Source organism: Amycolatopsis sp. (genome assembly GCF_035276945.1).
Taxonomy (GTDB): Bacteria; Actinomycetota; Actinomycetes; order Mycobacteriales; family Pseudonocardiaceae; genus Amycolatopsis_E.
Map to the genome: position 1 here is coordinate 1 of NZ_DATELF010000109.1, position 12477 is coordinate 12477.

Genomic DNA, 12477 nt, shown 5'->3' on the forward strand with positions numbered 1-12477 from the left:
GCTCGGACCGGATGCCAGTACTACCAGCATTTCCATAGCTCAGATGGATCATTGAAAGCATCCGAGGTGTCATGACGTCGTCGCAATGCAGGCGCTCAAGTAGGTCATCCAGGCTTCCTGAAACGGTTGGCCGTTGCACTCTGAGATAATTCTCAAAGGTCAACTCCGGAACTAAGTAGCCCGCCTTCAAGATTTCTCGATCGGGAATCTCTGGCAATAGACCTAGACACGCCGCATAGATGTCCCTCCATGGATCTTCGTCTTCTAGCGCGACACTCTCTAGGGTCTGATATTTGTCCTGCTGCCCAGGCTGTAGCAGGGCAACCGCCAACTGATAGCCATGGGCAGATTGCTGCTGCTCTGCCGGTTTCAATTTTATGGAACGAAGATGGAACAGATGAAACGCGCTAGCGCCGGAGATTCGATCGACTGCGGCGCCAGTAAGAACGCTGGCATAATCCCTGTTTAAACTACCATCTTCTTCTACTGGAAGGATGGGGTTAATCGCCCCGCCCCAGATTTGACAGATATAGCGAACGATGGATGATATAGACGTCTCTCGACTTTTGAACAAGGGGATTCCCACACGTTCGGGCCGATATGTGAGTTGAACTTCGTGCGCCCCGTCCAAAGTTTGGTCGTCAAGTAAGCCTCTCATCAAACCTCCTCGCCGCGTGACGCATCAGGGTAGCTCATGCGCACCCGCGTCAACGCGACGACACGGTGACACTTTCAGGCAATTGTGAATCAACCACGATTCGCAGAGAGAGCGAGAAAACGGCGGCCAGGTCTCGCCCGGCTCCGGCCAGGCGAGTTGGCCGACTATGCAACGACTCAGCCCTGGCTGCCGACAGATCTGCCCACTCCCGGAGAACCTGTCCCGACGGTCGGAGGGGCTGTCGCCTGCGACTGGTGGAAAGTCAGTCGTCTTCGTTGCGGAAAATAGGCTTGATTTGGTCAGGATGGAATCGGATGCCTTTCCCGGCTGATGCGATCACCACAGCAGTCAGAGTCTCGGCAATCGCCGCTTGCTTCAATTCGATGGTGAAGCTCGGCTTTTCCCATTGCTCGGCAAGGTTTGTGATCGCCGAGTTGCGGGCATCCTGTCGCGCCGCGTACCTGCGCTTTTCGCGTTTCAAGTTGGCTTCTGTGACTTCCATACGCGCCAGGCTGGGGAAGTAGTTTTCCGCCGAGTAGGTGCCAGCCTCGTACCGCATGGCCGATTCTCGCATCCGGGTTTTCAGGTCGGCAAGTTCCTTCTCTTTCGGCCACGGCGGCAGCTTTTCCAGCTTTCGGGACTGGATCTTCTGATGTTCGGCGAGAACCAACGCGCGGATATAGGCGTCCACGGGTGCCGCGTCCCGGGAGGTACTGGCGCACCCGCCTTGCCCTTTTGATGGGCACCGGTAGATTTCGACCAGTTCTCCGGATCGCTGGTTACGCCTGCTGGAACCGACCATGCGGGCATTGCATTTGCCGCACCGGACGAACGGTGACAGCAGATGATTGGTCCGATACCCGCGTCCCTTCCCGCCGACGCGGGACTGATCTCGCTCCTGCGCGGGACTCCAGGCGCGCACAACGGCCGCGTGCTGGTCATCGGTGAGAATCGGCTCCCATTTCCCGCGAACCGGCTCGCCGTCCTCCCCGTTGAGAACCGCGCCACGGTAGATGACCTTTCCGCACATGCGCGGGCGAGTGAACATATTCCTCACTGTGGCTGCCCGCCACTCAACCCCGGTCACGGTGGGAATCTTGCGGTCGTTCCATTCCCGTGCCAAAGTGAGCGGACTTAGTCCCGCGATGATGCGAGGCACGGCGGCGAGGATATGTTTTGCTTCCCGCTTGTTCACGGCGATTCGGTCCTTGCGCCAGCCGAACGGACGATTGGGGCCTCCGTGAGTCTTACCGGCCTGAGCGGCGTGACGTTTCCCGTCGGTGACGCGACGCGACGTGTTGCGGGATTCGGCGTTACGTTGATTGACCAGCCGTCGCGCGGAGTCGATTCCCTCATCGGTCGTCAGATTGATGTTTCCGGTCATGCTGACGACGTAGATTCCGTACAACTCGACCGCGTCAATGAGGTCTTCCAAGATGCGCGGGTCGCGAGTCGCCCGGTCGATATCGGCGGAGGCGAGGGCGTTGCATTCACCACGGCGCAAGGCGGTGAGAATCGACTCCCAGTCCGGGCGGACCACGCGATAGCCGTAGGTGCCGTCATGCAGCAGCACGCGCCGCCGCTTGAAGGACGACACGTTGGGTTCCGGAACCTCACGATCGACCCGGCCGCCGATCGTCTTCACGAACTTCCGCAGGTCGCCGAGTTGGTTGTCGACCTGTCCCTCGCCAGGGGCATCCTGGCCTGGTACGACCCTGGACTCACGGGCTTGGAGGATCCAAACTAGCTGTTCAGGGGCGTGCTCGATCAGCGTCCGGCCCCGCTCACGGAGTGGCTGTGAAGGTCCCATGACAGCCAGTGTGCACTAGAAGAGTCGTAGCTACGCTCAGGAAGTACCGCAGCTGCCGTAGCTCCATGATTCATCACCAACCATGATCAGTATAGGAGCGGACTGATCATTGGTCCGGAGGCTCGGGGCGCGTTTGCTGAAGGCATGAGTTACCTGCGGATCAACGGAACCGATCTGTACTACGAAGACGAAGGCGCCGGACGGCCGATCTTGTTCCTGCACGGCTGGGGCACCAGTGGCCGGGTCTGGCACGCGCAGCTGCCCGAGTTCGTCCGCGACCACCGGCAGGTGGTCCTCGACTGGCGCGGCTGCGGCCGGTCCGGCCGGCCCGTCGCGGGGAACGACATCGACGGCGCGGTCGCCGACCTCGTGGGCGTCCTCGACCGCCTCGACCTGGACCAGCCCGTGGTCGCCGGTTCCTCGATCGGCGCCGTGTTCGCCATCGAGCTGGCCCTGCGTCACCCGGAACGGGTGGGGCACGTCGTCGCGGTCGACGGCCCGGGGTACTGGCCGTCGACCGGTATGACGGGCAAGCTGGCCGAGCTCCGCGAGGCGCTGGTCGGCGACCGGGCCCGGACACTGGCCCAGTGGGTGCCGAACTGGTACGCCCCGGGCACCTCCCCGGCGCTGGCCGACTGGACGGTTCGCCAGATCCTGGACTCCGGCGTCCACATCGACCAGCACTTCACGGAGCTCACCACCTACGATCCACGGCCCGCGCTGCCGTCCCTACGGGTGCCGGTTACCTACATCCACGGGGAACTCGACCCCCAAATCCCGGTCGAAGTGGCCGAAACCTGCGCCGAGCTGACGCCGGACGCGAAGCTCGTCGTGATCGAAGGCAGCGGCCACATGCCACACCAGGAAAAGGTCCCGCAGTTCAATGCCGCCCTGCGCGCGGTCCTCTGACACACCGAAAGGAAACGTTTCCCCAATGCCCGACGTGCGACTCGAAATCAGCGGCGGCGACACGACCGTCCACTACGACCTCGACGGAACGGGCCCCGGGCTCGTCCTGGTCCACGGGACCGCGGCCACGAGAGAGCAGTGGCTGCCGCTCACCGACGCGGTCAAGGACCGGTTCACCGTGGTGGCACCGGACTACTCGGGTTCCGGCCTCACCGCCGACCACGGTGGTCCGCTGACCTTGGCGGACCTCGCCGACGAGATCGTCGCGGCCGCCACCGACGCCGGTCTCGGCAGCTTCCACCTGGTCGGGCACTCGCTCGGCGCGGCGATCGCCACGTACATCGCGGGGACCCACTCCGGCAGGGTGCGTTCGCTCGTGTTACATGCCGGATGGGTCCACACCGACACCAAAATGGACGCCGAGCTGATGTTCTGGCGCGAACTCCTGCAGGCCGGCACCGGCCTGTTCGCCCGGATGTTGCCGCTCGCCGCGCTGGGACCGAAGTACTGGGGCGCCACGGACCCGGCGGCGAACGAGGCGCTGATCGCCGAACTGGCGGCGAACATCGCACCCGGCACCCAGCGCCAGATCGAGGTGGACCGCGCGGTCGACCTGCGCCACCTGCTCGGCAGGATCACCGCGCCCACGCTCGTGCTGGCCAGCGCCCACGACCGGATCATCGACCCGGCACAGCAGAAGGCGCTTCTGTCGGGAATCGCCGGTGCCCGCTACGCCGAACTCGACGCAGGTCACGGCGCGCACGCGGAGGACCCGGAGAGTTTCTTCGCCGCGATCACCGAGTTCCTGGATCAGCACCGGAACGCGCGTACAGATCGAGGGCGAAGGTGCGGATCCAGAAGGACGGGACGGGTTCCCAGTCGCGTTCGGGGAGGCGGGTGAAACCGAAGCGGGCGTAGAGGCGGTGGGCCGCCTTCATGGCGTCGGGGCTGGACATCACCACCTGCCGGGCGCCGAGCTGGCGGGCGCGTTCGACCACGGCGCGGATCAGGGCTTCGCCGACGCCCCGGCCGCGGGCCGCGGGTGCGGTGGCGAGCATGCGGAACTCCAGCTCGCCCTCGCGGGAGACCTCCGCGTACGCGGTGCCGGGCCGAACCACGGTCACCGAGCCCAGCAGGTCGCCACCGGCGCTCACGGCGACCAGCAGCTCCGCCTCCGCGGCCCGGCGTGCCGCGTCGGCCAGCTCCTTCTCGTACTCGCCGTCACCCTCCAGGAAGCCGTCCGCGCGATAGGCGGCGACGGTGAGCGCGCCGACGGCGTCCAGCTCCTCGGGCCGGGGCGCCCGCACGATGAACTCACTCATCCGACTCGGCGGCTTCGGTGGGGAGCGCGACCTCGGCGGCCGCTTCCGGGCCGCGGTCGAGCAGGACCTCAAAGCCCGGCTCGTCCAGCACTGGCACCTTCAGCTGGACGGCCTTTTCGTACTTCGAGCCGGGCGCGTCGCCGACCACCACGAAGGCCGTCTTCTTCGACACCGAGCCGGCCGCCTTGCCACCGCGGGACATGATGGCCTCCTTGGCTTCGTCCCGGGAGAAGCCGGCCAGTGAGCCGGTGACCACGATGGACAGACCTTCCAGGTTGCGCGGAACGGACTCGTCGCGCTCCTCCGCCATGCGCACACCCGCCCGGCGCCACTTCTCGACGATCTCACGATGCCAGTCGACCTCGAACCACTCCCGCACCGCCCGCGCGATGGTCGGCCCGACCCCGTCGACCTCGGCCAGCTCCTCCTCCCCGGCCGCCTCGATGGCGTCCAGCGAGCCGAATTCGCGCGCCAGCGCCTGCGCGGCGGTGGGCCCGACATGGCGGACGGACAGCGCCGTGATCACCCTCCACAATGGACGATCCTTGGCGGTTTCCAGGTTCGCGAGCAGCCTGCGGCCGTTGGCCGACAGCTCCCCTTCCTTGGTACGGAACAGCTCGACCCGGAGCAACGCCTCCTCGTCGAGCGAGAAGATGTCCCCCTCGTCGGACACCACGTCCGACGAGATCAGCGCGGTCGCCGCCTCGTACCCGAGCACCTCGATGTCGAACCGCCCGCGCCCGGCCAGGTAGAACAGCCGCTCCCGGCGTTGCGCGGGACAGAACCGCGAGTTCGGGCAGCGGATGTCGACATCGCCCTCCTTCTGGTACGCCAGCCGGGTGTGGCATTCCGGGCACCGGTCGGGCATCACGAACTCGCGCTCGTCGCCGGTGCGCACGTCCACCACCGGCCCGAGCACCTCGGGGATCACGTCGCCGGCCTTGCGGATGACCACCCGGTCGCCGATCAGCACGCCCTTGCGCTTGACCTCCTCGGCGTTGTGCAGGGTGGCCATCGCGACCGTCGACCCCGCCACCTTCACCGGCTCCATCACCGCGAACGGCGTGACGCGGCCGGTCCGCCCCACGTTGACCTGGATGTCGAGCAGCCTGGTGGTCGCCTCCTCCGGCGGGAACTTGTAGGCGATCGCCCACCGGGGCGCCCGCGAGGTGGCGCCGAGCCGCCGCTGCAGCGACACCTGGTCGACCTTGATCACCACGCCGTCGATCTCGTGCTCGGCGTCGTGCCGGTGCTCGCCCCAGTAGCGGATGTGCTCGAGCAGTTCGTCCGCCGTGTCGACCACCTTGGTGTGCGTGGACACCGGCAACCCCCAGGCCGCGAGCGCCTGGTACGACTCCGACTGCCGGACGGGCTCGAAGCCGTCGCGCTTGCCGAGACCGTGGCAGATCATCCGGAGCTTACGGCTGCGCGTGACGCGCGGATCCTTCTGCCGCAACGATCCCGCCGCCGTGTTGCGCGGGTTGGCGAACGGGGGCTTGCCCGCCTCCACCAGTTTCGCGTTGAGCTCCGCGAAGTCCTCCACCCGGAAGAACACCTCGCCGCGCACCTCGACCACCGCCGGCACCGGAAACTCCGGCGTGCCGGTGAGCCGCTCCGGCACCTGCTCCAGGGTGCGGACGTTCAGCGTGACGTCCTCGCCCGTGTGCCCGTCGCCGCGAGTGAGCGCCCGGGTGAGCCTGCCCTCCTCGTAGACCAGGTTGATGGCGAGGCCGTCGATCTTGAGCTCGCACAGGTACCGGGTGGACCCACCGACCTCGCGCTCCACCCGGTCCACCCAGGCCAGCAGCTCGTCTTCGGCGAAGACGTTGTCCAGGCTGAGCATCCGCTCCAGGTGGTCGTAGGCGGCGAAGTCGGTGGAGAACGTGCCGCCCACGCTCTGTGTCGGCGAGTCCGGGGTGGCCAGGCCCGGGTACTCGGCCTCCAGCTTCTCCAGCTGGTGCAACAGCTCGTCGAACTCGCCGTCGGAGACGACCGGCGAGTCGAGCACGTAGTAACGGAACTGGTGACCGCGGATCTCCTCGGCGAGCGCACCGTGCCGCTCGCGCACATCGGCGGGCACGTCGGTCACATCCTGGGCAACGGGTGGTTCGCTCACGGTTTCAAAGCTTATCCGTCACCACCGACAGGACCGGGTCGTCGCCGGTCCAGCCCGCGCACCAGATCCCGCAGTTCGAGCAGGGTGATCGCGCCCTCCGGCTCGTTTTCGGCCACCTCGACCCGCCGCAACCGCTCCCCCGCCAGCCGCTCACCCAGCGTGACGTCCAGCGGGAGGAAGGTCATCGCCGAGCGTGCGGCCTCGTCCAGCCCGGCCAGTCCGGGATGGTGCACCGCGACATCCACCACCGCCGCCTCCTCGTCCACCAGCACCGCGACCCGGACGTCGCCCAGCGCGATCCGCCGCGCGCCGAGGTTCACGGTGACCTCGGTGGGGTCGGGTACCGGGGGCACGGAGTCGTGGTACTCCCAGATGGCGTCGTCCTCCGGGGCGGCCGCCCGCCACGCGTCGGTGTACGGCCGCAGCCGCGGATCCTCCTGCCCGCTGAGCACGAGCGCGTAGACCGCACGCTGGCCCCGGTCCAGCGAGAAGTGCAGGTCGGGATGCAGCCGGGCGACGAGCCGGCACAGCGCGTACTCGACCCGCTGGGGCTCACGGTCGCCGAGCGCGGCGTTGACCTCGGGCAGCAGGTCGAACCAGGCCCGCCAGAACTCGGTCGCGGCGGCCTCCGGATCCGGTGGCACGGGCTGGTCGGGCCAGGCCGTACGCACCTCGGGCACCTCCGGGGTCCGCGTGGCGCGGCGGCGGAACAGTCGCATGGGTCCAGGACTACCAGCCTTCGGGCGGCTCCACGAAGGCTTTGCCCAGATCCCTCGTCAACGACAGGGCCCGGCGCATCCAGGTCATCGTCGAGCCCGCGAAGCCACAGGTCGGCGTCGGCACCGCGCGGTCGGCGAGGATCGAACGGTTGAAGCCGAGACGATCCGTGAGGTGGAGCGCGGGCAACGCGACCTCACGCAGCGTCGGCGGCGTCGAAGGCGGGAGAGCCGGGACCAGGCCGAGGAACAGCGTCACGCCGCTGTCCCACGCTTCGCCGAGTTCGTCGAGCAGTTTGGCGGGCGAGCCCGCCAGCAGGGTCGCGTCCAGCGCGAGCGCGCCCGCCCCGGCCGAACGCAGCAACGCCACCGGCGGCTGCGGGGCGCAGCAGTGCACCACGACCGGCCGGCCGGTGAGCTCACCTGCCCGCGCCACCACCGTCGCGAGCAGATCGCGCGCCTCGGGTTCTCCCACCGCGGCCACCGTGCCGTAACCGGACGGCGTCGGCAGCGACCCGGCCAGCACCTCCGGCAGGCTCGGCTCGTCGAACTGCACGACGACCTCCGCGCCGGTGCGGGCCTTGAGCTCGGCGACCTGCGCGGCCAGCCCTTCCAGCATCGACTCGGTGAACTCGCGGACCGCGCCGCGGTCGGTCAGGACGCGGTGCCCGCGCGGCAGTTCGATGCCCGCGGCCAGCGTCCACGGACCGGCCACCTGGGTCTTGATCACCGGCGGGGTGGCGTCTTCGAACGCGTCGAGGTCCCAGCGGAGCAGGTCGACGGCCCTGCGATGGTCACCCCCCGGGCGGGCGGTGACCCGGTAGCCGCTGGGCACCACCTCGACCGCCAGGTCGACCAGCAGCGCGGCCGTCCGCCCGATCAGGTCGGCGCCCACGCCACGGGCGGGCAACTCGGGCAGATGCGGGAACTCGGGCAGCTCGCCGAGCACGATCGCGGCGGCCTCCGCGGCATCGGTGCCCGGCATGGAGCCGATGCCCGTCGCGGCGCCGAGGGGCCAGGCATTTTCACTCACCGCGCCATTATCCCGGGTACGGTAGCCGTAACGGGGTCTGGGTGCTGGTCTTCCCCGAACTGGGCCCGACCGGTGAAGGCGCCGCGAATCGCACCGTTCGCCGACGTGGGACCGGGACTGTTACGGCACGGGCCGGAACGGTTGATAAACAAGAACGGTACAGGGCGACAACATGACAACACGGAAAGGGACATTTTCCACAATTCGCCGCGGCCGCCCCACGATGCCTATTATCTGGCTACCCTGTGCACACATGACGAGTAATTCCCGGCGAGCCGGTGGTGGCACCCTGTTCACCGAGCCGGTCCTGGTGGTGCACCAGAAGGCCAGGCTGGTCGAGACGGCGAACGAATTCGGCGTCTTCGACCGGCACGGCCGGCCGCTGGGCGCGGTGGTCGAGGTGGGCCAGAGCTTTTTCCGCAAGCTCCTGCGGGTTTTGACGAAATACGACAAATACCTCACGCACAAGTTCGAAGTGCGGGACGTGGGTGGCAGCGTCGTGTTGAAGGTCACCCGCCCGGCGAAGATGCTGAAATCCCGGTTCGTGGTAACCCGCGCGGACGGCACGCCGATCGGTGAAGTCATCCAGGAGAACGTCTTCGGGCGGATCCGCTTCGCGTTCGTCGCGGGTGAGCGGCCACTGGGCGGGATAGATGCGGAGAACTGGCGGGCCTGGAACTTCTCGATCACCGACTCGTCGGGCACGGAGGTCGCGCGCGTCACCAAGACCTTCGCCGGGGTACTCAAGGAAGCGTTCACCACGGCGGACAACTACGTCGTCGAGGTGTACCGGCAACTCGCGGAGCCGCTGGCCAGCATGGTGGTGGCCAGCGCACTCACCATCGACACGGCGTTGAAACAGGACGAAACGGATTGAAGCAACACGGGTGATGGGCGTCTCACCGCTTCGTGTGGACAAGCGGTGCTTAGCGTCTCAAAGTGAATCGGTGCAAGCAGTCGCCGAGGACAACGCCCGCCCGTGGACCGAACCCGGGATCTACACCGTCGCGCCCGGTGTCTACCGGATACCGCTGCCCCTGCCCAACGACGGCCTCCGCGGGGTCAACGTCTACGCGCTCACCGACGGATCCGACCTGGTCCTGATCGACTCCGGCTGGGCGCTCGAGGCGGCGCGCCAGCAGCTCTCCGGCGCGCTGAAGGGGATCGGCGCGGAACTCGGCGACATCAGCCAGTTCCTGGTGACGCACGTGCATCGCGACCACTACACGCAGGCCGTGGCGCTGCGGCGGGAGTTCGGCGGCAAGATCGCGCTCGGCCAACAGGAGGAAGCGTCGCTGCTGGCGTCGGCCGACCCGGACGGCACGCCGTTGCACGCCCAGCTCGCGGTGTTGCGCCAGTCCGGGGCCGAGCCGGTCCTGGACGCGCTCAGGAAGATGTTCGGGGAGCAGGCCCACGCCACCGAAGCGAGTATCTGGGAGACGCCCGACGAATGGCTGACCCCGGGCAGGCGCAGCGTACTGCCCGGCCGTGACCTCGACGTGGTGCACACGCCGGGCCACACCACGGGTCACGTGGTCTTCGACGACGGTGCGGGCGGGCTGATGTTCACCGGTGACCACGTGCTCCCGCACATCACGCCGTCGATCGGCTTCCAGCCGAAGGCCGCCGAGCTTCCGTTGCGGGACTACCTCGGCTCGCTGCGACTGGTGCGCGGCATGCCGGACCGCCGGATGCTGCCCGCGCACGGGCCGGTGTCGGACAGCGTGCACCAGCGCGTCGACGAATTGCTGGACCACCACGAGGAGCGGCTGTCCCGCACCGCCGAAACCATTGTGGACGGCGCGACGACGGCGTACGAGGCGGCGTTACGGCTGGGCTGGACACGGCGGCGGCGCAAACTCGGCGAACTCGACGCGTTCAACCAGATGCTGGCCGTCGGTGAGACCCGCGCGCACCTGGATCTGCTGGTGTACCAAGGAAAACTGACCGCGGCCGAAGAGGACGGCATCCGCCGCTACCGGCCGGCCTCCACAGGCGACTCGCCCGCCTGAGGGCAACTCGCGCATCGGCGCGAGTTGCCCGGTCGCGGGCGGCTCAGGCGGTCGCGGCGAACTGCGCCGAGTAGAGCCGGTGGTAGGCCCCTTGGGCGGCAAGGAGTTCGCTGTGGGTGCCCTGCTCGACGATCCGGCCCGACTCCATCACCAGAATGAGGTCGGCGTCGCGGATCGTGGACAGCCGGTGCGCGATGACAAAGCTCGTGCGTGACGTGCGCAGCGCCGCCATCGCCCGCTGCACCAGGGCTTCCGTCCGGGTGTCGACCGAGCTGGTCGCCTCGTCGAGGATCAGCAGCGAAGGGCTGGCGAGGAAGGCGCGCGCGATGGTCAGCAGCTGCTTCTCGCCCGCGCTCACGTTGCTGCCCTCGTCGTCGATCACCGTGTCGTACCCGTCGGGCAGGGTGCGCACGAACCGGTCGACGAAGGTCGCCTTCGCCGCGACCAGGATCTCCTCCTCGGTCGCGTCCGGCTTGCCGTAGGCGATGTTGTCCCGGATCGTGCCGCCGAACAGCCAGGTGTCCTGCAGCACCATGCCGATCTGCGACCGCAGGTCCTCCCGGCGGAGGCTGGTGACGTCCACGCCGTCGAGGGTGATCCGGCCCGAGTCCAGCTCGTAGAACCGCATGATCAGGTTGACCAGGGTGGTCTTGCCCGCCCCGGTCGGGCCGACGATCGCCACCGTCTGACCCGGCTCGGCGACCAGCGAGAGGTTCTCGATCAGCGGCTGGTCCGGGCGATACGAGAAACTCACGTGCTCGAACTCGACCCGGCCCCGCGGGTCCGCCGGAAGCGACGCGTTGGCCGGATCCGGCTCCTGCTCCTCGGCGTCCAGCAACTCGAAGACCCGCTCGGCCGAGGCGACCCCGGACTGCATCAGGTTCGCCATCGACGCGACCTGCGTCAGCGGCTGGGTGAACTGCCGCGAGTACTGCAGGAAGGCCTGCACCTCGCCCAGGCTCATCGTGCCGGAGGTGATCCGCAGCCCGCCGACCACCGCAACGACGACGTAGCTGAGGTTGGACAGGAACATCATCGCCGGCATGATCAGCCCGGAGATGAACTGCGCGCCGAGCGAAGCGTCGTACAGCTTTTCGTTGCGTTGCCGGAACTCGGCCTCCGACTCCCGCTGCCGCCCGAAAACCTTGACCAGCTGGTGCCCGGTGAACGCCTCCTCGATGTGCGCGTTGACCGCTCCGGTGTGCTTCCACTGCGCGATGAACTGTTTCTGGGAGCGCTTCCCGATCTTGGCGGTGACCAGGAACGTCAACGGGATCACCGCGAGCGCGAACAGTGACAGCAGCGGGGAGATCGACAGCATCATCACCAGCACGCCGAGCACCGTCAGGACGGACGTCAGCAGCTGGCTCAGAGTCTGTTGCAGGGTGGTGGAAATGTTGTCGATGTCGTTGGTGACCCGGGACAGCAGCTCGCCCCGGGGCTGACCGTCGAAGTACCGCAGGGGCAGCTTGTGCAGCTTCGCCTCGACGTCGGCGCGCAACTGGTAAACGACCCGCTGCACGACGCCGTTGAGCAGCCAGCCCTGTGCCAGCCCGAACAGCGACGAGATCAGGTAGAGCGCGAGCACCCAGGCCAGCACGGTGGCCAGCGCGCCGAAGTCGATACCCGCGCCGGGCACGTGCCGCAGGTGCGCGAGCACGCCGTCGAAGATGATGTCGGTGGCCTGGCCGAGGATCTTCGGTCCGGCGACGGAGAACCCGACGCTGATCACGCCGAGCGCGACGACCGCGGCCAGCTTGATCCGTTCCGGGCGCATCCGTCCCACGAGCCGTTTCGCCGAGGGACCGAAGCTCTGCGCCTTGCCCACCGGCATGACCATGCCGGGGAAACCCCGGCCGCCGCCCATCGGGGACGGCTGGGGTCTCGGGGTGGTGGTGGTA

11 protein-coding genes are annotated in these 12477 nt (G+C 67.7%); 4 read left to right on the plus strand and 7 right to left on the minus strand.

The genetic code is table 11. The features are described from left to right. Both VJT49_RS19205 and VJT49_RS19210 read right to left on the minus strand, forming a co-directional pair. On the minus strand, positions 1-658 hold a 658-nt coding region (locus tag VJT49_RS19205), incomplete at its 3' end, for a hypothetical protein (RefSeq protein ID WP_324166227.1). Between the two features lie 262 nt (positions 659-920). Then, entirely contained in the window at positions 921-2303 is a 1383-nt protein-coding gene (locus VJT49_RS19210; RefSeq protein ID WP_324166228.1) for a recombinase family protein, read from the minus strand. A 309-nt stretch (positions 2304-2612) separates the two neighbouring features. On the opposite strand from VJT49_RS19210, the gene VJT49_RS19215 reads away from it, so the two are divergent. Together VJT49_RS19215 and VJT49_RS19220 are read left to right on the plus strand one after the other, a co-directional pair. Continuing rightward, a complete protein-coding gene (locus VJT49_RS19215; protein WP_324166229.1) occupies positions 2613-3377 on the plus strand; it encodes an alpha/beta hydrolase in 765 nt (254 codons plus the stop codon). Positions 3378-3402: 25 nt separating this feature from the next. Continuing rightward, positions 3403-4278, plus strand: coding sequence for an alpha/beta fold hydrolase (locus VJT49_RS19220; RefSeq protein ID WP_324166230.1), 876 nt, complete (start codon positions 3403-3405; stop codon positions 4276-4278). Here VJT49_RS19220 and VJT49_RS19225 read toward each other — a convergent pair. The 4 genes from VJT49_RS19225 to VJT49_RS19240 are packed head-to-tail and all read right to left on the minus strand — an operon-like array spanning position 4172 to position 8564. Then, positions 4172-4699, minus strand: coding sequence for a GNAT family N-acetyltransferase (locus VJT49_RS19225; RefSeq protein WP_324166231.1), 528 nt, complete (start codon positions 4697-4699; stop codon positions 4172-4174). The genes VJT49_RS19220 and VJT49_RS19225 overlap by 107 nt on opposite strands. Next, positions 4692-6815 carry an NAD-dependent DNA ligase LigA gene (ligA, locus tag VJT49_RS19230; RefSeq protein ID WP_324166232.1) on the minus strand — a complete coding sequence of 708 codons (2124 nt, stop codon included), beginning with the start codon at positions 6813-6815 and terminating at the stop codon, positions 4692-4694. The genes VJT49_RS19225 and ligA overlap by 8 nt, the downstream gene beginning before the upstream one ends. 11 nt (positions 6816-6826) lie before the next feature. Then, positions 6827-7534, minus strand: a complete 708-nt coding sequence (locus VJT49_RS19235) for a hypothetical protein (RefSeq protein ID WP_324166233.1) — start codon at positions 7532-7534, stop codon at positions 6827-6829. A gap of 10 nt (positions 7535-7544) precedes the next feature. Next, positions 7545-8564: a methionine synthase gene (locus VJT49_RS19240; protein ID WP_324166235.1), complete on the minus strand. Its 1020-nt coding sequence runs from the start codon at positions 8562-8564 to the stop codon at positions 7545-7547. A 253-nt stretch (positions 8565-8817) separates the two neighbouring features. Between VJT49_RS19240 and VJT49_RS19245 the strand changes: the two genes are divergently transcribed. Together VJT49_RS19245 and VJT49_RS19250 are read left to right on the plus strand one after the other, a co-directional pair. Next, the gene (locus VJT49_RS19245; protein ID WP_324166236.1) at positions 8818-9441 is read left to right on the plus strand and encodes an LURP-one-related/scramblase family protein; all 624 of its coding nucleotides are present in this window, start codon (positions 8818-8820) and stop codon (positions 9439-9441) included. Positions 9442-9511: 70 nt separating this feature from the next. Next, positions 9512-10576, plus strand: a complete 1065-nt coding sequence (locus tag VJT49_RS19250) for an MBL fold metallo-hydrolase (protein ID WP_324166238.1) — start codon at positions 9512-9514, stop codon at positions 10574-10576. Positions 10577-10619: 43 nt separating this feature from the next. Here VJT49_RS19250 and VJT49_RS19255 read toward each other — a convergent pair whose 3' ends face one another. Next, positions 10620-12443: an ABC transporter ATP-binding protein gene (locus VJT49_RS19255; protein WP_414636035.1), complete on the minus strand. Its 1824-nt coding sequence runs from the start codon at positions 12441-12443 to the stop codon at positions 10620-10622. Positions 12444-12477 lie beyond the last annotated feature (34 nt).

Excerpts from the sequence above, each read along its gene's own strand:
- VJT49_RS19215 (WP_324166229.1), top strand. The coding sequence starts at position 2,613 with ATGAGTTACCTGCGGATCAACGGAACCGATCTGTACTACGAAGACGAA.
- VJT49_RS19220 (WP_324166230.1), top strand. The coding sequence starts at position 3,403 with ATGCCCGACGTGCGACTCGAAATCAGCGGCGGCGACACGACCGTCCAC.
- VJT49_RS19225 (WP_324166231.1), bottom strand. The coding sequence starts at position 4,699 with ATGAGTGAGTTCATCGTGCGGGCGCCCCGGCCCGAGGAGCTGGACGCC.
- VJT49_RS19235 (WP_324166233.1), bottom strand. The coding sequence starts at position 7,534 with ATGCGACTGTTCCGCCGCCGCGCCACGCGGACCCCGGAGGTGCCCGAG.
- VJT49_RS19245 (WP_324166236.1), top strand. The coding sequence starts at position 8,818 with ATGACGAGTAATTCCCGGCGAGCCGGTGGTGGCACCCTGTTCACCGAG.
- VJT49_RS19255 (WP_414636035.1), bottom strand. The coding sequence starts at position 12,443 with ATGGGCGGCGGCCGGGGTTTCCCCGGCATGGTCATGCCGGTGGGCAAG.